General features: G+C 66.0%; 23 protein-coding genes and 4 tRNA genes. 22 read left to right on the top strand and 5 right to left on the bottom strand.

Annotation, left to right across the window (positions count from 1 at the left end; translation table 11 throughout):
* Positions 1-15 precede the first annotated feature (15 nt).
* A complete protein-coding gene (locus ACYVKL_RS17410) occupies positions 16-519 on the top strand; it encodes a DUF2505 domain-containing protein (protein WP_379164579.1) in 504 nt (167 codons plus the stop codon).
* Between the two features lie 51 nt (positions 520-570).
* On the opposite strand, the gene ACYVKL_RS17405 is transcribed toward ACYVKL_RS17410, so the two are convergent.
* On the bottom strand, positions 571-1,014 hold the full coding sequence (locus tag ACYVKL_RS17405) for a VOC family protein (protein ID WP_357192370.1): 444 nt from the start codon (positions 1,012-1,014) through the stop codon (positions 571-573).
* 223 nt (positions 1,015-1,237) lie between these two features.
* Here ACYVKL_RS17405 and ACYVKL_RS17400 point away from each other — a divergent pair, with 223 nt between their 5' ends.
* On the top strand, positions 1,238-2,881 hold the full coding sequence (locus ACYVKL_RS17400) for a purine-cytosine permease family protein (RefSeq protein WP_379164577.1): 1,644 nt from the start codon (positions 1,238-1,240) through the stop codon (positions 2,879-2,881).
* A gap of 3 nt (positions 2,882-2,884) precedes the next feature.
* Here ACYVKL_RS17400 and ACYVKL_RS17395 read toward each other — a convergent pair whose 3' ends face one another.
* Together ACYVKL_RS17395 and ACYVKL_RS17390 are read right to left on the bottom strand one after the other, a co-directional pair.
* Positions 2,885-3,304 (bottom strand): helix-turn-helix transcriptional regulator, encoded by a 420-nt coding sequence (locus tag ACYVKL_RS17395; protein ID WP_213559188.1) that lies wholly within the window; start codon positions 3,302-3,304, stop codon positions 2,885-2,887.
* Positions 3,301-4,575: a geranylgeranyl reductase family protein gene (locus tag ACYVKL_RS17390; protein ID WP_379164575.1), complete on the bottom strand. Its 1,275-nt coding sequence runs from the start codon at positions 4,573-4,575 to the stop codon at positions 3,301-3,303. The genes ACYVKL_RS17395 and ACYVKL_RS17390 overlap by 4 nt, the downstream gene beginning before the upstream one ends.
* A gap of 178 nt (positions 4,576-4,753) precedes the next feature.
* Between ACYVKL_RS17390 and ACYVKL_RS17385 the strand changes: the two genes are divergently transcribed.
* Both ACYVKL_RS17385 and htpX read left to right on the top strand, forming a co-directional pair.
* A complete protein-coding gene (locus ACYVKL_RS17385) occupies positions 4,754-5,776 on the top strand; it encodes a polyprenyl synthetase family protein (RefSeq protein WP_379164573.1) in 1,023 nt (340 codons plus the stop codon).
* Between the two features lie 178 nt (positions 5,777-5,954).
* Positions 5,955-6,839, top strand: coding sequence for a zinc metalloprotease HtpX (gene htpX, locus ACYVKL_RS17380; RefSeq protein WP_213559190.1), 885 nt, complete (start codon positions 5,955-5,957; stop codon positions 6,837-6,839).
* Here the strand turns inward: htpX and ACYVKL_RS17375 are convergent, their stop codons facing one another.
* Complete coding sequence (locus ACYVKL_RS17375; protein ID WP_213559191.1) at positions 6,840-7,331, bottom strand: YajQ family cyclic di-GMP-binding protein; 492 nt, start codon at positions 7,329-7,331, stop codon at positions 6,840-6,842.
* A 138-nt stretch (positions 7,332-7,469) separates the two neighbouring features.
* Here ACYVKL_RS17375 and ACYVKL_RS17370 point away from each other — a divergent pair.
* The 10 genes from ACYVKL_RS17370 (at position 7,470) to rplA (ending at position 12,457) form a co-directional block, all read left to right on the top strand.
* Positions 7,470-7,554 (top strand) — tRNA-Tyr (locus tag ACYVKL_RS17370).
* 209 nt (positions 7,555-7,763) lie between these two features.
* Positions 7,764-7,836, top strand: a tRNA-Thr gene (locus tag ACYVKL_RS17365).
* A 55-nt stretch (positions 7,837-7,891) separates the two neighbouring features.
* Positions 7,892-7,964, top strand: a tRNA-Met gene (locus ACYVKL_RS17360).
* Positions 7,965-8,006: 42 nt separating this feature from the next.
* Positions 8,007-8,177: a 50S ribosomal protein L33 gene (gene rpmG, locus ACYVKL_RS17355; protein WP_029925945.1), complete on the top strand. Its 171-nt coding sequence runs from the start codon at positions 8,007-8,009 to the stop codon at positions 8,175-8,177.
* 198 nt (positions 8,178-8,375) lie between these two features.
* Positions 8,376-9,422, top strand: coding sequence for a fused (3R)-hydroxyacyl-ACP dehydratase subunits HadA/HadB (locus ACYVKL_RS17350; RefSeq protein ID WP_379165766.1), 1,047 nt, complete (start codon positions 8,376-8,378; stop codon positions 9,420-9,422).
* Between the two features lie 213 nt (positions 9,423-9,635).
* Positions 9,636-9,708 (top strand) — tRNA-Trp (locus ACYVKL_RS17345).
* A 29-nt stretch (positions 9,709-9,737) separates the two neighbouring features.
* A complete protein-coding gene (secE, locus tag ACYVKL_RS17340; RefSeq protein ID WP_213559192.1) occupies positions 9,738-10,127 on the top strand; it encodes a preprotein translocase subunit SecE in 390 nt (129 codons plus the stop codon).
* A gap of 138 nt (positions 10,128-10,265) precedes the next feature.
* Positions 10,266-11,078, top strand: coding sequence for a transcription termination/antitermination protein NusG (gene nusG, locus ACYVKL_RS17335; RefSeq protein WP_357190492.1), 813 nt, complete (start codon positions 10,266-10,268; stop codon positions 11,076-11,078).
* Positions 11,079-11,241: 163 nt separating this feature from the next.
* Positions 11,242-11,676 carry a 50S ribosomal protein L11 gene (rplK, locus tag ACYVKL_RS17330; protein ID WP_379164570.1) on the top strand — a complete coding sequence of 145 codons (435 nt, stop codon included), beginning with the start codon at positions 11,242-11,244 and terminating at the stop codon, positions 11,674-11,676.
* A 70-nt stretch (positions 11,677-11,746) separates the two neighbouring features.
* Positions 11,747-12,457 (top strand): 50S ribosomal protein L1, encoded by a 711-nt coding sequence (gene rplA, locus ACYVKL_RS17325; RefSeq protein WP_213559195.1) that lies wholly within the window; start codon positions 11,747-11,749, stop codon positions 12,455-12,457.
* 87 nt (positions 12,458-12,544) lie between these two features.
* On the opposite strand, the gene ACYVKL_RS17320 is transcribed toward rplA, so the two are convergent.
* Entirely contained in the window at positions 12,545-12,817 is a 273-nt protein-coding gene (locus ACYVKL_RS17320; RefSeq protein ID WP_379164568.1) for a hypothetical protein, read from the bottom strand.
* Positions 12,818-13,203: 386 nt separating this feature from the next.
* Between ACYVKL_RS17320 and rplJ the strand changes: the two genes are divergently transcribed.
* The 8 genes from rplJ (at position 13,204) to ACYVKL_RS17280 (ending at position 20,645) form a co-directional block, all read left to right on the top strand.
* Positions 13,204-13,767 (top strand): 50S ribosomal protein L10, encoded by a 564-nt coding sequence (rplJ, locus tag ACYVKL_RS17315; RefSeq protein WP_213559196.1) that lies wholly within the window; start codon positions 13,204-13,206, stop codon positions 13,765-13,767.
* A gap of 64 nt (positions 13,768-13,831) precedes the next feature.
* A complete protein-coding gene (rplL, locus tag ACYVKL_RS17310; RefSeq protein ID WP_213559197.1) occupies positions 13,832-14,209 on the top strand; it encodes a 50S ribosomal protein L7/L12 in 378 nt (125 codons plus the stop codon).
* Between the two features lie 277 nt (positions 14,210-14,486).
* Positions 14,487-15,545, top strand: a complete 1,059-nt coding sequence (locus tag ACYVKL_RS17305; RefSeq protein ID WP_379164565.1) for an ABC transporter ATP-binding protein — start codon at positions 14,487-14,489, stop codon at positions 15,543-15,545.
* 10 nt (positions 15,546-15,555) lie between these two features.
* Positions 15,556-16,350, top strand: a complete 795-nt coding sequence (locus ACYVKL_RS17300) for an MlaE family ABC transporter permease (protein WP_379164563.1) — start codon at positions 15,556-15,558, stop codon at positions 16,348-16,350.
* Between the two features lie 82 nt (positions 16,351-16,432).
* Positions 16,433-17,221: an MlaE family ABC transporter permease gene (locus ACYVKL_RS17295; protein ID WP_213560828.1), complete on the top strand. Its 789-nt coding sequence runs from the start codon at positions 16,433-16,435 to the stop codon at positions 17,219-17,221.
* Positions 17,218-18,552: an MCE family protein gene (locus ACYVKL_RS17290; RefSeq protein WP_379164561.1), complete on the top strand. Its 1,335-nt coding sequence runs from the start codon at positions 17,218-17,220 to the stop codon at positions 18,550-18,552. Before ACYVKL_RS17295 ends, ACYVKL_RS17290 begins: the two co-directional genes overlap by 4 nt.
* 8 nt (positions 18,553-18,560) lie before the next feature.
* Positions 18,561-19,637, top strand: coding sequence for an MCE family protein (locus tag ACYVKL_RS17285; RefSeq protein ID WP_379165765.1), 1,077 nt, complete (start codon positions 18,561-18,563; stop codon positions 19,635-19,637).
* The gene (locus tag ACYVKL_RS17280) at positions 19,638-20,645 is read left to right on the top strand and encodes an MCE family protein (RefSeq protein WP_379164559.1); all 1,008 of its coding nucleotides are present in this window, start codon (positions 19,638-19,640) and stop codon (positions 20,643-20,645) included.
* The last annotated feature ends 3 nt before the right edge of the window (positions 20,646-20,648 follow it).

The following is a 20,648-nucleotide window of genomic DNA, read 5'->3' as shown; positions in this document are numbered from 1 at the left end:
GCTACGGTCTTCGCCATGTCCCGAAAATTCAGCTTCACCGTGCAGTACAGCGTCCCGGTCGAAGAGCTTCACCGGGCACTCACCAATGACGAGATGTGGCAGTCCCGCTTCGCCGATGCGCCGACCGCCACGCTGGAGCTCAGCCACCCGGACGGGCCCGGCACCATCCAGATCCAGATGACCGAGAAGGCCCCCGAGGACCAGATTCCCGGCATCGTCAAGAAGGTCCTCAAGAGCGAGCTCATGCTCGAGCGCACCGACATCTGGGGCCCGCTGGCCGACGGCGTCGCGCGGGGCAGCTTCAACGGCCGCTCCGGCGGCATCACCACCGAGATGGCGGGCGCGTTCGAATTGCGGCCCACCGCCGAAGGTTCCGAGATCGAGGCCACCGGCACCGTCGACGTGAAGGTCCCGCTGGTCGGTGGGGCCATCGAACCGCTGGTCGAGAACCTGCTCAAGAAGGTCATGAACAGCGAACGCAAGTCCGTCGAATCCTGGTTCGCCGCACAGAACGCCTGATCCCGGTAAATCCGTGGATGCGGGGGTGGTCCCGCATCCACGGGGGACGGGTTACTCCGGGCCGAACTGGGCGGTGGCCGGGTCGAAGTCACGCGGTTCCACCAGGACCAGCCAGTTGCCGGAGTTGTCGCGGACGATGGCCTCCACGCCGTAGGGACGTTCGGCAGGCGGCTGCACGAACTCCACGCCCTTGGCGGTGAGTTCCTCGAAAGCCTTCTGGCAGTTGTCGGTTCGCAGGCCCAGCGCGCCGTGCGTGCCATTGGCCATGGAGCGCCGGATCGCCTCGGCCAGCTCATCGGTCAGCGGGGGACCCGGGATCATGAGCGTGACCTCCAGCTCCGGATGATTCGGGTGCACCACGGTGACCCAGCGGAACCCGTTGTCGCCCATGGTCACATCGCTGGCCTCCACGAAACCCAGATTGTCGATGTACCACTGTTTGGCCGCGGACTGATCGGTGACGTACACGGTCACGAGCGAGACATTGGTGATGATCGTCATGCCCCCAGGCTATGGAAGGCCGGGCGCCGCGTGCTTCTCCGAAATTGCGCGATTCCCCGGCCGCCGGATTCACGCTCCGATAGCTGAGTTCACACACTCGGAACCTCGGTGAGGCTGACGTAACAGACGCGCAATGGCTCGGAAAGCCATGATCAACATTCACTGACCACTCTCGAATCGGAAAACAGCTCGCGACGAGCCCGAACGAGGAGTGCCGGTGGTTCAAGTAGAAGCCCCGACTGCCAACGCGGTCGCCGCGTCCAAGGAGACGCTGGAGGATTACACGCTGCGGTTCGCGCCCCGCAGCTACCGCAAGTGGAGTCCGGCGGTGGTCGGCGTCTCGGCCCTCGGCGGCATCGCCTACCTGGCCGACTTCTCGATCGGCGCGAACATCGGCATCGCCAACGGCACCGGCAACGCGCTGCTGGGCATCGGAATCTTCGCCGTCGTGGTCATGCTGACCGGCTTCCCGCTGGCCTACTACGCCGCGCGCTACAACATCGACCTGGACCTGATCACCCGCGGCAGCGGCTTCGGGTACTACGGGTCGGTGGTGACGAACATCGTGTTCGCCTCCTTCACCTTCATCTTCTTCGCGCTCGAGGGCTCGATCATGGCGCAGGGCCTGAAACTCGGCCTGCACGTGCCACTTCCGCTCGGCTACCTGGTGTCCACGGTGATGATCTTCCCGCTGGTCATCTACGGCATGAACACCCTGGCCAAACTGCAGGTGTGGACCACCCCGCTGTGGCTGGTGCTGATGGTGCTGCCGTTCGGCTTCCTGCTGGTGCGCCACCCCGACTCGGTCGGCACCTTCCTGTCCTACGGCGGCCAGGACGGCAAGGGCGTCAGCCTCTCGGGCGCGCTGCTCGCCGCCGGCGTCTGCCTCTCGCTCATCGCCCAGATCGCCGAACAGATCGACTACCTGCGCTTCATGCCGCCCCGCACCCCGGAGAACGCCCGCCGCTGGTGGGGCTGGATGCTGCTGGCCGGACCCGGCTGGGTGCTGTTCGGCGCGATCAAGCAGGTCGTCGGCCTGTTCCTGGCGGTCTACCTGATCGCGAGCCTGCCCGGCGCGCAGGACATCGCCAACCAGCCGGTGCACCAGTTCCTGGAGATCTACCGCGACATGATGCCGGCCTGGCTGGCCATGACCCTGGCCGTGGCGCTCGTGGTCATCAGTCAGATCAAAATCAATGTGACCAACGCGTATTCGGGTTCGCTGGCATGGACCAACTCCTTCACCCGGGTCACCAAGACCTACCCGGGCCGGCTGGTGTTCCTGGGCCTGAATCTGGCCATCGCGCTGATCCTGATGGAAGCCAACATGTTCGACTTCCTCAACAACATCCTCGGCTTCTACGCCAACTGCGGCATCGCCTGGATCGTCACCGTCGCAACCGATATCGCGGTCAACAAGTACGTGCTGAAGCTCTCGCCCAAGGAGCCGGAGTTCCGGCGCGGCATGCTCTACGACTTCAACCCGGTCGGCCTGGTCGGCTTCGGCCTGTCGGCGGTGTTGTCGATCATGACCTTCTTCGGCCTCTTCGGTGACACCCTGAAGCCGTACTCGCCCATCGTGGCCGTGGTGGTCTCGTTCCTCGCCACCCCGGCGACCGCCATCCTCACCAAGGGCAAGTACTACCTGCGCCGCGACCACGACGGCATCGAACTGGACATGTTCGACGAGCACGGCAACCCGTCGGGGGAGACCCTCACCTGCGCGGTCACCGGCATGGAATTCGAGCGCCCCGACATGATCGCCTCCGCGGTCCCGGGACCCGAAGGCGAGATCCAGTACATCAGCTCGCTGGCCCTCTCCACCGACAAGACCGGCATCCACGTGCTGCCACCGAAGTAGCTGCTAGCCAGGCGGTTTCCGATCCGAGAGACCGTGCATGAAGACGTAGCAACCCGGGATATGGGGTGCGCCCTCGGCCGCGAATTTCGCTTGATACTCCGAGGGCGACATCCCGACCAGGTCGGTGAACTTGCGGCTGAACGAGCCCAGACTGCTGTAACCGACCAGCATGCAGGCCTCGGTCACCGTCACATTGGTGGCGCGCAACAGATCCTGCGCCCGCTCGATGCGGCGCTCGGCCAGATACAGGGCGGGCGTCTTGCCGTAGGTGGCGGCGAAACACCGCAGGAAGTGGTATTTCGACACCCCCGCGGCCGCCGCCAGCGCCCCCAGATCCAGCGGTTCCGCGTAATTCCGATCGGCCAGATCCCGCGCTCGCCGCAGATGCGGCAGCAGCTCCTCGGGAACCGGCCGCTCCGTCATGCGAACGGCTGGATCTTGTCGGCCCGCATCGAGGCCCGGCCCGCACCCCGCCACAGCCGGGCGGTCAGATCCAGATCCTCGTCGGTGACCAAATTGCCCATCACCCGGACCGCGGTGCGCTGCAACAGCTTCGACCGCATCAGCGGCGGCCCGCCCAGCGGCACCGTGCGCGGATTGGTGGCCAGCGCCGCCAGCCGCCGCGCCACCGAATAGGTGCGGCCGTAGCGTTCCCGCAGCAGCTCCGGCCAGCTGTGGGTGAGATCGGGCTGGTCCAGCAGGCCGGCCAGCAGGTGCCCGCCCTCCAGGCCGTAGTCGATGCCCTCACCGTTGAGCGGGTTCACACAGCCCGCGGCATCGCCGACCAGCGCCCAGTTGCGGCCCGCCAGATTCGAGACCGCGCCGCCCATCGGCAGCAGCGCCGACGCCACCGCCCGCGCCTCGCCCTCGAAACCCCATTCCGCGCGGCGCTGGGAAACGTAGTGCTGCAACAGCGGTTTCAGTGCGATATGCGAGGGCCGCTTTTCGGTGGCCAGCGAACCGACCCCGATATTCACCTCGCCATTGCCGAGCGGGAACACCCAGCCGTAGCCGGGAATCAATTCGTTCTGCGCATCACGCAATTCCAGATGTGAGGTGATCCACTCGTCGGCACTGCGCTCGGACCTGATGTACGCCCGCGCCGCCGTCCCGTACGCGTACTGCCGATGCCAGGTCCGGCCCAGCATCTTCCCGACGGGGGAGCGCACGCCGTCGGCCACGATCAGCGTCCGGCACGACACCGCCCGCAGGCCGGCATCGGTCTTGATCGTCACCCCGGTCACCCGGTCACCCTCGCGGGCCACCTCCACCACCTTTGCGCCGTCCACCATCCGGGCCCCCGACTTCACCGCGGTCTCGCGCAGTTTGTCGTCGAGTTCGGTTCGCGGAACAGCACTTCCGTAACTGGGGAAGGACCCTTCGGGCCAGGGCAGCAGGGCCTCGCGTCCGAATCCGGCCATCCGCAACCCGCGATTGACCGTGTGCGCCCGCACCCAGTCGCCGAGCCCCAGATGCTCGAGCTCGGCGGCGGCCCGCGGGGTCAGTCCGTCGCCGCAGGTCTTGTCCCGGGGGAACAGCGCGGAGTCGGTCAGCAGTACGTCACGGCCCGCCCGGGCCGCCCACGCGGCCGCCGCGGAGCCCGCCGGACCAGCCCCGACGACCAAGATATCGGCGTGCGCCGGCAGAACATCCGATGATTTCCCCTGCTCGGGCGCGACTTCCGGTGAACCCATGCGACCAATACTCGCAGCACATCACCGCGTGTGCCTATTCACCCCGCGCTACATCACAGGCGTTTCGATTCACGTGGCGGCTGTTTCGTTGGTCGCACTACGGTGGTGTCCATAGGGGGTTATCGATGCACACGCTAGGTTCTTTGGCGTGGGGTCGGACGCGGCACTGGGAGAAGAAATGAGCGCATCAGCTGTGAGCGATGAGAGCACCGTGGTCGCGGGGGTGGATCTCGGTGATCCCGAGCTCGCCGCCACAGTGCGCAAGGGCCTGATCGAAGTCGAGGACCTGCTCATCACCGAGCTGTCCGACGGCGAGGAGTTCCTGCAGGAAGCGGCGCTGCACCTGGCCAAGGCCGGCGGCAAGCGCTTCCGCCCGCTGTTCACCATCCTCACCGGTCAGCTCGGACCCGACCCGACCAGCCCCGACCTGGTCGTGGCCGGCACCGTGGTGGAGCTCGTGCACCTGGCCACCCTGTACCACGACGACGTCATGGACGAGGCGTCCATGCGGCGCGGGGCGCCCAGCGTGAACTCCCGCTGGGGCAACAGCGTCGCCATCCTGGCGGGCGACTACCTGTTCGCGCACGCCTCCCGCCTGGTCTCCACGCTCGGACCCGACGCGGTCCGGATCATCGCCGAGACCTTCGCCGAACTGGTCACCGGCCAGATGCGGGAAACCATCGGCGCTCGGCAGTCCCAGGACCCGGTCGAGCACTACCTGCGCGTGGTGTGGGAGAAGACCGGCTCGCTGATCGCGGCCGCGGGCCGCTTCGGCGGCACCTTCTCCGGCGCCGGCCTCGACCACGTGGAGCGGCTGGCCCGCCTCGGCGACGCGGTGGGCACCGCCTTCCAGATCGCCGACGACATCATCGACATCTCCTCGGCGTCCGAGCAGTCCGGCAAGACCCCTGGCACCGACCTGCGCGAGGGCGTGCACACCCTGCCGGTCCTCTACGCCCTGCGCGAGGAGGGCTCCGAGGGCGACCGGCTGCGCAAGCTGCTGGCCACCCCGCCGCAGACCGACGCCGCCGTCGACGAGGCCCTGTACCTGCTGTCCCGCTCGCGCGGCCTGGTGCTGGCCAAGGAGAAGCTGCACGGCTACGCCGACCTCGCGCACGCCGAACTCTCCGCCCTGCCCGGTGGCCCGGCCAACGACGCCCTCGAACAGCTGGTCCGCTACACCATCGAACGCGTCGGCTGACGATTCCGGGGGAACCGCAGGGCTAGCTTTATCGTTGACCTGATGTAACGACCTGGTGGTTCGCGGCCCGTCTCGTTCTGGACTGAGCGGAGCGGGGGAGCGAAGCGGAGGAGCGGAGGGAGGGAAGAACGAGACCTCCAGGGCCGCGAACCCGCCCGGAGCGAAGCGGAGGGCAAATATGCACAGCCACGGGTATGCGAACGGGTTGAAGACGTTCGGACTTCTGGTCGGGATGTCGGCCCTGATCGTGTTCGTTGGGGCGCTGTTCCGCAGCCCCACGATCCTGATCCTGTCGATCGTGCTGGCCGTGGGCATGAACGCCTACGCCTACTTCAACAGCGACAAGCTCGCGTTGAAGGCCATGCACGCGCAGCCGGTGACGGAGCTGGAAGCGCCCGCCATGTACCGCATCGTGCGCGAACTGGCCACGGCCGCCCGCCAGCCCATGCCGCGGCTCTACATCAGCCCCACCAACGCGCCCAATGCCTTCGCCACCGGCCGTAATCCGCGCAATGCCGCGGTCTGCTGCACCACCGGCATCCTGCAGATCCTCGACGAGCGGGAACTGCGCGCGGTGCTGGGTCACGAGCTGTCCCACGTCTACAACCGCGACATCCTGATCTCGTCGGTCGCGGGCGCGCTCGCCTCGGTCATTTCCGGCCTGGCGAACCTGGCCTTCTTCGCGGGCGCCTTCGGCGGCGGCAACCGCAATGGCGAGGGCCCGAATGTCATTGCGATGCTGCTGGTTTCGCTGCTGGGCCCGCTCGCCGCCTCGCTCATCAAACTGGCCGTCTCGCGCTCTCGCGAGTACCAGGCCGACCAGGACGGCGCGGAACTCACCGGCGACCCCCTGGCCCTCGCCTCGGCCCTGCGCAAGCTGGAGCGTGGCACCCAGGCCGCCCCGCTGCCCCCCGAGCCGCAGCTGACCGCCCAGTCGCACCTGATGATCGCCAACCCCTTCCGGGCCGGCGACAAGATGGCCCGCTGGTTCTCCACCCACCCCCCGATGGCGGACCGTATCGCCCGCCTCGAGGAGATGGCCGGTGGGAACCGGAACTACTAGCTAGCGGTAGTTCACGAACTGCAGGGCGATCTCGAAATCGCCGCCCTTGAGCAGTGCGATGACGGCCTGCAGGTCGTCGCGGTTCTTGCTGCTGACCCGCAGCTCCTCGCCCTGGATCTGCGCCTTGACGCTCTTGGGGCCCTCGTCACGGATCTTCTTGGCGATCTTCTTCGCGTGCTCGGTGCTGATGCCCTCGACCAGGGTTCCTGTGATCTTGTACACCTTGCCGGAGGCCTGCGGATCGCCGGCGTCGAACGCCTTGAGCGAGATGTCGCGGCGAATCAGCTTCTCCTTGAACACGTCCAAGGCCGCCTTGACGCGGTCCTCGGACTCGGCGCTGAGGACGATCTTCTCCTCGCCGGACCATTCGATGCTCGCGCCGGTGCCACGGAAGTCGTAGCGCTGGCCCAGCTCCTTGGCGGCCTGGTTCAGGGCGTTGTCCACCTCCTGGCGATCGATCTTGCTGACCACATCGAACGACGAATCCGCCACACTCTTCTCCTGTCCGAGATCGGAAATTCCGGGATGTTCCCCGCCGACGCTAGCCGCTCCGGCGTGCCTGTATCCAGCCGGTTTGCATTCCGGGCGTGGGTTCGTTGTATTCTGCTGGAGCGCTGCAAGGCGCACCCTGGCGGATTGCCCGAGCGGCCAAAGGGAGCTGACTGTAAATCAGCCGCGTAATGCTTCGGAGGTTCAAATCCTTCATCCGCCACCACGAAGAGCCCCGTAGACGAGAGTCTGCGGGGCTCTTCTGGTTTCGCGGGGTGCGCGGCTGCGTGGCCGGGTCGGGCGGGTAGCCCCCGGCGAGTGTCTGCCGGTGGCTGGAAACCGGCGGTGACCAGCCGGTTTGGATAGTCGGCGGGGATGTGTGTAATCTCGTTCAAGTCGTCAGCGCCCCGGCCGAGACCGGAGCAAGACAGACACGCCCCCTTAGCTCAGTCGGCAGAGCGTTTCCATGGTAAGGAAAAGGTCAACGGTTCGATTCCGTTAGGGGGCTCGCCGGATTGCCGGTGGTGACCGACCCGTCCCGCCGTCAAGTACCGACACCAGATGGCGGTGTAGCTCAGTCGGTAGAGCAAACGACTCATAATCGTTGTGTCGCCGGTTCAAGTCCGGCCATCGCTACATACTGATATCCCAATCAGGCTGACCGGAAAGAAGGCAATCGTGGCCGCGAAGTCCACTGATATCCGGCCAAAGATCACCTTGGCCTGCGAGCAGTGCAAGCACCGCAACTACATCACCAAGAAGAATCGGCGTAACGACCCGGACCGTCTCGAGCTGAAGAAGTTCTGCCCGAACTGCGGTACCCACCGGGCGCATCGCGAGTCTCGCTAACTTAACCCCGCGCGAATCAACCGCGTGGACAGAGTGCCGGATCGGTAAGTCATCTCGTCTCTTAGAAAGGGACTGTGGCCCCGGTCCGGCACTTGGCGTATATAGCGGTGGTTCAGCGTCTTGCCCGTTCCCTTTGCCGGGATCAGATAGGGACTTCCTGCCGTGACGATCAACACCGATATCGACATCGAGGCCGACATGGTCGAATCCAGCGAGGTTTTCGACCCCGCCGCGCACGCCGCCGCCATGGTCGGCCATCACTACCGCGTCGATGACTACTACGAGGTCGGCCGCGAGAAGGTGCGTGAGTACGCCCGCGCCGTGCAGGACTACCACCCGGTGCACTGGGACGAGGGCATCGCCCGCAGCCACGGCCACGACGCCCTGGTCGCCCCGCTCACCTTCATCTCCCTCGTCGGAATCCTGGCCCAGCGCAAGCTGTTCGAGCAGATCGTCACCGGCTACGACCTGAGCCAGATCATGCAGACCGACCAGATCCTGGAGTTCCACCGCCCGATCCGGGCCGGCGACAAGCTGTCCTGCGTCGTCTACCTGCACTCGTTCCGCCAGGCCTTCGGCGGCGACATCATCGTCACCCGCAACGACGTGCTGGCCGAGAACGACGAGCTGGTGCTCACCACCTACACCACCCTGATCGGCCGCAGCGGCGGTGACATCGATCCCAATATCGGTGACGCCGTGCGCAATGTGCTCATGCACGGAGTCGGCCCGGACGCCGCCGACGCCGGTCAGCCCGTCGAGATCGAGACCCCCGACCAGTCCGTGTCGGCGGTCCCGGCCGCCGCCGTGGTGGCGGGCCCGCACACCCGTCGCTTCGAGGACATCGCCGCCGGCGACGAATTGCCCGCGCGCACCGTGCTGCTCACCCGCGGCGACCTGGTGAACTACGCCGGCGTCTCCGGCGACGCCAACCCGATCCACTGGAGCGACGAGGTCGTGAAGCTGGTCGGCCTGGAAAACGTTGTCGCGCACGGCATGCTGACGATGGGCCTGGGTGGCGGCTTCGTCACTTCCTGGCTGGGTGACCCGGGCGCGGTCAAGGAGTACAACGTCCGTTTCACCAGCCCCGTGTACGTCCCGATCGACCGCCCCGCGGCGATCGAGTACACCGGCAAGGTCAAGTCGGTGGACCCCGAGACCCGCACCGCCGTGGTCGCCATCGTGGCGAAGTCGGAGGGCCGCAAGATCTTCGGCCGCGCCACCGCGACCGTCCAGCTCGCCTGACCAACTTCCCGAGGTACGCGGCGAAACCGCAGGGTCCGCCGCGACACCCCGATTGGCGATCGCCGCGCGGGGTAACGTACACTCGAAAATCTGGGGTCACCAGCCGATGCGCGCTGCTCCGAGGAGCGGCGCGTGTTGTATGAAAAGCCCCGGTGTGCAATGCCGTAGTACAACTGAACAGATCAGTGGCTGGAATCAACCCCGTCCAGCCGAAGGGGCGTAGCTCAACTGGCAGAGCAGCGGTCTCCAAAACCGCAGGTTGCAGGTTCAAGTCCTGTCGCCCCTGCCCTGGATGCCGACTTAGAGAGGATCGACGTGAGCGACGAGCGGGACACTCGCCACGAAGATGGCGATGACACCGCCGCGGTGGCTCGGCCGAGCGGCAAGCGGTCCGCCCGGCGCACACGCGCCGCGTCGTCCAGCGCCGTCGCGACGATCGAACGACCGTCGGATTCGGCCAAGGCAACCACGAAGCAGTCCGGCAAAGGCAAGAAGGCCGGGCAGAGCGGTACGGGCAATCCGTTCAAGCGCCTGATGAAGTTCCTCAAGGAAGTCATCGCGGAACTTCGCAAGGTCATCTGGCCCAACCGCAAGCAGATGGTCACCTATACGAGCGTTGTCCTGGTGTTCGTGATTTTCATCATCTCGTACATCAGCGGGTTGGATCTGGCGTTCATCAAGGGTGTCAACTGGCTTTTCGGCTAGGCGGCACGATGACCGCGTCTGACCGTCGCGGCCGGTGACCGGCCCCCGGGCAGAGGCGGGGAGCGGGACCATCCGCCGGGCTGTTTGTTGCCCCGGCGCGCAGAGGATTACGTGACGACTAAGGAAGCGAGTGCCCCAGTGAGCACCCCGGAGAACGGCACAACCGAGGAATTCCCGGTGGATGACGTGGTGATCGAAGAGACCACCGCGGACGTCGAGGACGACGCTGAGGGCTTCGCCGACGCCGCCGCCGACGAGTTCGCAGCGGACGCCGAGGAAGCCGAGCCCGCGCGCCCGGCCGCCGAGCTCTCCGACGAGCCCGCCGACCCCGTCGCCGAGATGACCGCCGCGCTGCGTCGCGCGCCCGGCGACTGGTATGTCATCCACTCTTACGCCGGTTACGAGAACAAGGTGAAGACCAATCTCGAGACCCGCGTGCAGAACCTCGGTCTCGAGGACTACATCTTCCAGGTCGAGGTTCCGACCGAAGAGGTCACCGAGATCAAGAACGGCCAGAAGAAGAACGTCAACCGCAAGGTGCTGCCGGGTTACATCCTGGTCCGCATGGAGCTGAACGACGAGTCATGGGGCGCGGTGCGCAACACGCCCGGTGTCACCGGTTTCGTCGGCGCCACCTCGCGGCCTTCGGCGCTGACCATCCCCGACGTGGTGAAGTTCCTGGTCCCGGCCGCGCAGCAGAAGAAGGCCGCCGCGCCCGCCGCTGCCGCTGCCGCCGCCTCGACCGGTGGCGACAGCCACGTCGCGAAGCCCATCATCGAGGTCGACTTCGAGGTCGGCGAGTCGGTCACCGTCATGGACGGCCCGTTCGCGACCCTGCCGGCCAGCATCTCCGAGGTCAACGCCGAGCAGCAGAAGCTCAAGGTGCTGGTCTCGATCTTCGGCCGTGAGACCCCGGTCGAGCTCGCGTTCACGCAGGTCGCCAAGATCTGAGCGTAAAGAGGCGGTGGCCCGGGTTTCACCCGGTGTCACCGCCTTTTTTGCGTTCACGTAGACTTGCCGGGTTGTGCCTTGGGCTGAACCTTGACAGTCCCAGGGCGCAAGTCCCGGAAAAGGCTTACGGGTAATCCGTAAGGAACCTAACCAAGGAAGAAAGATGCCCCCGAAGAAGAAGAAGGTCTCTGGGCTTATCAAGCTCCAGATCCAGGCCGGTGCCGCTAACCCGGCCCCGCCGGTCGGTCCCGCGCTGGGCCAGCACGGCGTCAACATCATGGAGTTCTGCAAGGCGTACAACGCGGCGACCGAGTCGCAGCGTGGCAACGTCATCCCGGTCGAGATCACGGTCTACGAAGACCGCACGTTCGACTTCAAGCTGAAGACGCCGCCCGCCGCGCGTCTGCTGCTGAAGGCCGCCGGGATCCAGAAGGGTTCCGCCGAGCCGCACCGCGTGAAGGTCGCGCAGATCACCATGGACCAGGTCCGTGAGATCGCCAAGACCAAGCAGGAAGACCTCAACGCCAACGACATCGACGCCGCGGCGAAGATCATCGCCGGCACCGCCCGCTCGATGGGTATCACCGTCGCGGAGTAGAGCTTTCGAGCTCATGTGGGAGGGACGGCCAGTCCCGCACCACTTCTGACTTAGACAAGGACAGAGAATTATGGCAAAACGCAGCAAGGCTTATCTCGAGGCGGCCGCCAAGGTCGACCGCGACTCGCTCTACGCTCCGCTGGCCGCCGCGCGCCTGGCGAAGGAGACCGCGACCACCAAGACCGACGCGACCGTCGAGGTCGCCGTCCGTCTGGGCGTTGATCCCCGCAAGGCCGACCAGATGGTCCGTGGCACCGTCAACCTGCCGCACGGCACCGGTAAGACCGCCCGCGTCATCGTGTTCGCCGTCGGCGACAAGGCCGCCGAGGCCGAGGCCGCCGGTGCCGACGCCGTGGGCGCCGAGGACCTGATCGAGCGCATCCAGGGCGGTTGGCTGGACTTCGACGCCGCGATCGCCACCCCGGACCAGATGGCCAAGGTCGGTCGTATCGCTCGTGTGCTGGGCCCGCGTGGCCTGATGCCGAACCCGAAGACCGGCACGGTCACCCCCGATGTCACCAAGGCTGTCAACGACATCAAGGGCGGCAAGATCAACTTCCGCGTCGACAAGCAGGCCAACCTGCACTTCGTGATCGGCAAGGCTTCCTTCGACGAGAAGAAGCTGGCCGAGAACTACGGCGCTGCCCTCGACGAGATCCTGCGTGTCAAGCCCTCCACTGCGAAGGGCCGCTACGTCAAGAAGGTGACGTTCTCGACGAACACCGGACCGGGCATCCCGGTGGATCCGAACCGCACCCGCAACTTCGCCGAAGAGGACTGAGTCCCCTTCGCGGAGCTTGCGTAGCAACGCAAAGCAAGCCGAGGGCCCGCACGCAATCGCGTGCGGGCCCTCGGTCTTTGGCGTCGATCAGTTGTAGATGATGTTGGTGCTGCCTGCGGTGAGATCCAGCAGTGCCTGGCAAAGGGAATTGTGTACCTTGCTGTCGCCGTCGGCGAAGCAGGCGCTGAAGATGACGAAACCGAGAGGCCAGGCCAGTGCTGCCTTGGCGGAACCCGTGGCGGATCCGGTCTGGCTGCCGGTATCGGCCACCGCCTCGGGGGCGGGCGCGGCTTCGGCGGGGGCCGCGCCGGCCAGGACTGCGGCGGAAATGGCCGCTGCGGCAAGGGCTTTGGTGAGCATGATGGGAAAGTACCGACCTGCGCGGCATTTTGAAATGCCATAGTTCCATAGTCTTGCGAAGCCGGCCGCGCCCCCGTTTTGGTGTATCGATGCTGGTCGGCTATATTGGACGACGGTCATCGACATGCTCTCCGGAGCTTCCGGTGATCACCCCACATCGTTCTACCGAAGACCGTTGGTTGCTGCCGTCAGGCGGCTGAAGGTCCGGCGATATTGCCGGCGGCCCACGCAGGGAGAGCCGAGGTCGGGAAACCCGCGAGAAATCGCGATTGTTTCTTGTGCGCCCCGGGTTCGCTCTGCGACCGGGGCGTTAGCTTTGTCGCCGGCCCCTGTGGCGGAACTCGGTAGTTCATACGAGAACCGACCATCCAGAGAGGAGGCGAAGTATGGCAAAGCCTGAGAAGGTCACCGCGGTTGCGGAGATCACCGAGCAGTTCAAGTCGTCCACCGCGACTGTCGTCACGGAATACCGTGGTCTGTCCGTCGGCAAGATCACTGAGCTGCGTCGTGCCCTCGGCGCGAACGCTACCTACTCCGTCGCCAAGAACACCCTGGTCAAGCGCGCTGCCGCCGAGGCGGGCGTGGAAGGCCTGGATGACTTGTTCGTCGGTCCGACCGCCATCACCTTCATTACGGGTGAGCCGGTCGACGCCGCGAAGGCGCTGAAGGCGTTCGCCAAGGACAACAAGGCGCTCATCATCAAGGGCGGCTACATGGACGGCGCTGCGCTGTCCGTGTCCGAGGTCGAGCGTATCGCCGACCTCGAGTCGCGCGAGGTGCTGCTGGCCAAGCTGGCCGGTGCCATGAAGGGCAACCTGTCCAAGGCTGCCGGCCTGTTCGCCGCTCCCGGCAACCAGGTCGCTCGCCTGCTGGCGGCCCTGCAGGAGAAGAAGGTCGCGGAGGGTGGCGCTGCCGCTCCCGCCGCCGACGCTCCGGCCGACGCCGAATAAGTCACTACCCCAAACCTCTTCGTCGCCGTTCGCGCGGTGACGGAACTACCGAAAGGAAATATCAATGGCCAACGTTGATGAGCTGCTCGAGACCTTCGCCGGCATGACCCTGCTGGAGCTGTCCGAGTTCGTGAAGGCGTTCGAGGACAAGTTCGAGGTCACCGCTGCCGCTCCGGTCGCCGTCGCCGTCGCCGGTGGCGCTGCCCCCGCCGAGGCCGCCGAGGAGCAGGACGAGTTCGACGTCATCCTCGAGGGTGCCGGCGACAAGAAGATCCAGGTCATCAAGGTCGTGCGTGAGATCGTCTCCGGCCTGGGCCTGAAGGAAGCCAAGGACCTGGTCGAGGGCGCCCCGAAGGCGATCCTGGAGAAGGTCGCCAAGGATGCCGCCGAGGCCGCCAAGGCGAAGCTCGAAGAGGCCGGCGCCAAGATCACCATCAAGTAAGACGGTGTCTTTGCCGGGGTTCACACCCCGGTGGCGTAGCTATTGTGAAAAGGGCGGTTTCCTTTGGGAGGCCGCCCTTTTCGCGTATTCTGCTGCCGTGATTGGCGCGTGATCGGGATAGCAATACGAATGTTGCTACCGACCGGTCAGGTCCCGGTGTCCGAGACGGTATATATGCGATACAGTGACCGGACCTACTGTGACGCGCCACACCGCGCGATATTTGTGGCGGAACGTCCCACATGTAGGGCGCTCGTCGGAGAAAGTGGAGGTTGGCGTGGGCGTCGAGGTCAGGACCGAAGGCATCACGAAGTCGTTCGGATCCCAGCGTATTTGGCAGGACGTCTCGCTGACGCTGCCGTCGGGGGAAGTAAGCGCTCTGCTCGGCCCTTCGGGTACCGGTAAGTCCGTCTTCCTGAAGTCGTTGATCGGTCTGCTCCGTCCGGAGAAGGGCTCGATCTACATCGATGGCACCGACATCACCACCTGCTCGAACAAGGAGCTCTACGAGATCCGCAAGCTGTTCGGCGTCCTCTTCCAGGACGGCGCGCTGTTCGGGTCGATGAACCTGTTCGACAACACGGCCTTCCCGTTGCGCGAGCACACCAAGAAGAGCGAATCCGAGATCAAGAAGATCGTCATGGAGAAGCTCGAGCTGACCGGTCTGCTCGGCGCCGAAGGCAAGCTGCCCGGCGAGATCTCCGGTGGTATGCGCAAACGCGCCGGCCTGGCCCGCGCGCTGGTGCTGGACCCGCAGATCATCCTCGTCGACGAGCCGGACTCCGGTCTGGATCCCGTTCGCACCACGTACCTCTCGCAGCTGTTGATCGATATCAACGCGCAGATCGACGCGACGATCCTGATCGTCACGCACAACATCAACCTGGCCCGTACGGTGCCGGACAACATCGGCATGCTGTTCCGCCGCAACCTGGTCATGTTCGGTCCCCGCGAGGTGCTGCTCACCTCGGAGGAGCCGGTGGTCAAGCAGTTCCTCAACGGCCGCATGCAGGGCCCCATCGGTATGTCCGAGGAGAAGGACGAAGCCCAGATGGCCCGCGAGCAGGCCCTGTTCGACTCGGGTCACCACGCCGGTGGCGCCGAGGAGATCGAGGGCATCATCCCGCAGATGCAGGCGCAGCCGGGCATGCCGGTTCGTGGCGCCGTGCACCGTCGTCGTGAGCGGGTTCGCCAGATCATGCACACCCTGCCGCCTGCCGCGCAGGAGGCGATCCGGGAGTCGATGTCGCAGAACGGCGATGACGACACGCAGGTGATGCCCGCGTATCAGGGTGGCTACGACACCACGGTTCGACAGAACCTAACTAACGGGTAACATACGCGGCGTGAACCCCACCCTGACGCGACTGCGCACCCCGGTCGAGTCGGGACTTGCCCAGGCAGGCAACATTTTCGGACTCTTCTTGGACGTGCTCCGGAAGACGTTCCGCCGGCCTTTCCAGTGGCGGGAGTTCATCGAGCAATCGTGGTTCATCGCGAGTGTCTCGATCCTCCCGGCCGCACTGGTGGCAATCCCGTTCGGCGCCGTGGTGGCCCTGCAGACCGGCTCGCTCATCAAGCAGCTGGGGGCGGAGAACTTCACCGGTGCGACCAGTGTGCTGGCCACGGTCCAGCAGGCCGCGCCGGTCGTCACCGCATTGATCATCGCCGGAGCCGCGGGCTCCGCCGTGGCCGCCGATCTCGGTTCGCGCACCATCCGCGAGGAGATCGACGCCATGGAGGTGCTCGGCATCGATCCCATTCAGCGCCTGGTGGTTCCACGCGTGCTGGGCATGATGCTGGTCGCCTTCCTGCTCAACGGCATGGTCTCGGTCGTCGGCATCTGCGGCGGCTACTTCTTCAACGTGGGGCTGCAGGGCGGCACCCCGGGCGCCTACCTGGCGTCCTTCTCCGCCCTCGCGCAGATCCCCGACCTGGTGATCGGTGAGATCAAGGCACTGATCTTCGGCGTGGTGGCGGGCGTGATCGCCGCCTATAAAGGCTTGCATCCCAAGGGGGGACCGAAGGGCGTGGGCGACGCGGTGAACCAATCGGTGGTCATCACGTTCCTCGTGCTTTTTTTCCTGAACCTCGTCCTCACCCTGATCTATCTTCAGGTCGTACCCGCAAAGGGCGCGTGACTAAATGGTCGTTTCGCAGCGCTCCACCGTTTTCTCCCGGTCGGCGCGCCGGGTCAAGCCCGCGCTCATGGCTCCGGTCAACATGGTCGACAGGGCCGGCGACCAGATGTCGTTCTACTCGCGGGCCATCGGCGCCATCCCGAAGACGATGGTGCACTTCCGCAAGGAGGTCACCCGGCTGCTGGCCGAGGTGACCTTCGGGTCGGGTGCGCTCGCGGTCATCGGCGGCACCATCGGCGTCATCATCTTCATGTCGGCCTCGGTCGGCGTGGTGGTGGGCCTGCAGGGCTTCAAGGCGCTCGACGCGCTCGGCTCCGGCGTGCTCACCGGCTTCCTCACCGGGTACATCAACACCCGTGAGCTCGCGCCCCTGGTTGCGGCACTGGCACTTTCGGCGACAGTGGGCTGTGGTTTCACCGCCCAGCTGGGCGCCATGCGGATCTCGGAGGAGATCGACGCGCTCGAGGTGATGGCGGTGCCGTCGGTGCCGTTCCTGGTGACCACGCGCGCCATCGCGGGCTTCCTCGCGGTGATCCCGCTGTACGTGGTCGGCCTGCTGGGCACCTACCTGGCCTCGCGGTTGATCAGCATCTACTTCAACGGGCAGTCGAGTGGCTCCTACGACCACTACTTCAGCCTGTTCCTGCCACCCGAGGACGTGCTCTATTCGTTCGTGAAGGTGCTGATCTTCGCCTTCGTGATCATCCTCGTGCACTGCTACTACGGCTACAACGCCACCGGCGGCCCCGCGGGCGTCGGCGTGGCCGTGGGCCGCGCGGTGCGTGCCGCGATCGTGCTGATCAACGTGCTGGACTTCTTCCTGTCCCTGGCGATCTGGGGCACGACCACGACGGTGCGGGTGGCCGGATGAGCCACCCCGAGCGCGGGCAGACGCTGCGCAAACGGACCCTCGGCGTGCTCTTCTTCGCCCTGGTCGCGCTGTTCCTGTGGACCACCATCGCCATCTACAACAAGCAGTTCGTGGACACGGTGCGGGTCAATCTGGTCACCGACACCGTCGGCAACGCGCTGACCCGCAACGCGGACGTGAAGGTCCGCGGCGTCACCGTCGGCGAGCTGCGCTCGAGCAGCTACGACGGCAAGAACGTGCACCTGGACCTGGCCATCGATCCGTCCAAGGCGGAGAAGATCCCGTCCAACGTGACCGCGCGACTGCTGCCCAAGACCCTCTTCGGCGAGCGCTACATCGACCTGGTGTGGCCGGACAGCCCGCAGGGCCACCTGACCGCGGGCGCCACCCTGCACCAGGACACCTCCGGCAATGCCGTCGAGGTGAGCCAGCTGCTCGACCACATCCTGCCGCTGCTGCAGGCGATTCCGCCGCAGTACCTGTCCTCCACACTGGGCGCGCTGTCCAACGCGTTGCAGGGTCAGGGCGAGGAACTGGGCAAGACCATCGACCGGCTCGACGACATCGTCACCCAGGTGAACGGCGAGATGCCGACGCTGCAGGACGATCTGAAGAGCCTGGCCGACGTGGCCACCACCTATGCCGATGCCGCGCCGCAGCTGGTGTCCGCGCTGGACAACCTGCGCACCACCAACGCGACCGTGGTGCAGAAGAAGTCGCAGATCGACACCCTGCTGGCGACGCTCACCCCGAGCGCCCAGACCACCGCCGACTTCCTGGTGCTCAACCGCGACAACATCATCGACGTGGCCGCGGACTCGCGGCCCGCGCTGGAGGCGCTGGCCAAGTACTCGCCCAGCTACAGCTGCGCGCTGGCCGGTTTCGCGGAGCTCAAGCCGCGCATCGACACGCTCTTCGGCAAGGGCACCGATATGCCGGGTTCCCGGGTGAGCGTCTCGATCGTGAACCCCCGCGGCCGCTACGTCCCCAACCAGGACGAGCCCCGCTGGTTCGATTCGCGCGGCCCGCTGTGTGTCCCGATGTACCCGCCCTTCACCGATCCGGGCCAGTACACCGACGGTTCCGCCAATGACGGCTCCTACCAGCCGCCGAGCCGGAACCCGGGCGACCAGAACATCGGCCGCATGCAGCAGCCGCAGTACAAGGTGTACGGGCCCCAGACGCCGACCACCGCGTACTCGCCGGCCGAGTCCCAGGCGCTGGGCACGATCTACGGTGCCGCGCACGGCGTTTCGCCCGAGGAGGTGCCCAGCTGGGTCACCAGGATCGCGGCTCCCGCCTTCCGCGGCAGTGAGGTGAGCGTCAAGTGAAGGATGTGTTGCGCGGCCTCGGGCCGACGCTGACCAAGCTCATCGCCTTCATTCTCGTCACGGTCTTCCTGACGGGCGTGCTGGCGCTGACCATCGCCAACTACGGTGGCGGCGGCACCAAGTTCAATGCCCGCTTCACCGACGTCACCTCCCTGAACAAGGGTGACGAGGTGCGCGTCGCGGGTGTCCGCGTCGGCAAGGTGACCAATGTGGCCATCGTGGACAAGCGCCTGGCCAATGTGGAATTCGAACTGACCGACCGGGATTGGCTGCCCGCCTCGGCCACCGCGACCATCAAGTACCGGAACCTGGTGGGCCAGCGCTACATCGCGCTCGACCAGGGCACCGGTGAGCAGGGCCGCAAGCTGAACAAGGGCGGGACCATCCCGCTGGAGCGCACCAAGCCCGCGGTCAACCTGACCGAGCTGTTCAACGGGTTCCGGCCGCTGTTCCAGACCCTCACGCCCGAAGACGTGAACAAGCTGTCCTACGAGATCATCCAGGTCTTCCAGGGCGAGTCCGGCACCATCGCGGACCTGGTGGCCAACACCGCCTCGCTGACCAACAAGATCGCCGACAAGGACGCGGTGATCGGCGAGCTGATCAAGAACCTGAATCTGGTGCTGGACAGCATCAATTCGCGCGGCGACCAGCTCGACCAGTTGATCGTGAACACCGAGGCGCTGGTCTCCGGCCTGAACGCCGAGCGCGGCACCATCGGTTCGGCGGTCTCCTCGCTGGGCAGCCTGGCCTCGGCCACCGCCGACCTGCTGGTCCCGGTCCGGCCGAACCTGCAGGGCGCGATCGCGGGCCTGAACCAGCTCACCGGCACGCTCAACGACCGCAAGGACGAGGTCGACGAGGGCCTGACCAACCTGCCCATCAAGATGGAGAAGCTGGGCCGCGCCGCCTCCTACGGCTCCTGGTTCCAGTTCTATCTGTGCGGCATCGACATCGTCGCCGGCCCGGGCCTCAAGGACGCGCCGCAGCTGAACTTCCCGCCCGCACTACAGAACATGCCGACGGTGAATCAGCCGATCTACACGAATCCGGCCCCGCGCTGCCACGGGAAGGGAGGCCGCTAGATGGATGACCGCATTGTCATGGGCAAGCGCAGTCCGGCATTCATGGGCGGGCTCGGCCTGATCCTGGTGCTGCTGGTGACCTTGTCCGCGTTCAACCTGGACAAGCTGCCGCTGATCGGCGCCGGCACCAAGTACACCGCCGAGTTCTCCGAGGCCGCCGGCCTGAAGAAGGGCAACGAGGTCCGCATCGCCGGCGTGAAGGTGGGCGCGGTCTCCGACGTCCGCCTCGACGGCGACAAGGTGCTGGTCGACTTCCGCACCCAGGACGCCTGGATCGGCAACGAGACCACCGCGTCCATCCAGATCAAGACGCTGCTCGGCCAGAAGTACCTGGCGCTCGATCCCAAGGGTGACCGCACCGCGAATCCGCGCGACCGGATTCCGCTGTCGCGCACCGTGTCTCCCTACGACGTGGTCGACGCCTTCAGCGACGCCGCGAAGAACATCGAGGAGACCAACACCGGTCAGCTGGCGCAGAGCTTCCAGGTGCTGTCGGACGCCTTCTCGGCGACCCCGCCGCAGCTGCGCGGTTCCATCGACGGCGTGGCCCGGCTCTCGGAGTCGCTGGCCAAGCGCGACGACCAGCTCAAAAAGCTGTTCGCCGCCACCAAGACCACCTCCAAGGTGCTCGCGGACCGCAATCAGGAGTTCGAGCGGCTGCTCGCCAACGGCGGCCAGCTGATCGCGGAACTGAACGTGCGCCAGCAGGCCATCCACCAGTTGCTCACCGGCGCGAAAACCGTTGCGGCGGAACTGACCGCGCTGGTCAAGGACAACGAGGCGCAGATCGGCCCGGCGCTGACCAACCTGAACAAGACGATCGACCTGCTCAACAGTCACCAGGCCGACCTGTCCAAGACCCTCACCCTGGCGGCGCCCTTCTACGGGCTGTACTCCAATGTGCTGGGCACCGGCCGCTGGTTCGACGCGGTCATCACGAACCTGATTCCGCCCGCGCTGCCGGACATTCCGGGCAACCGCGATCCGATTCGCAAGTTGGGAGGGTAACCC

This window comes from Nocardia tengchongensis (genome assembly GCF_054781395.1).
This window is presented reverse-complemented; position numbering and strand designations above follow the sequence as displayed.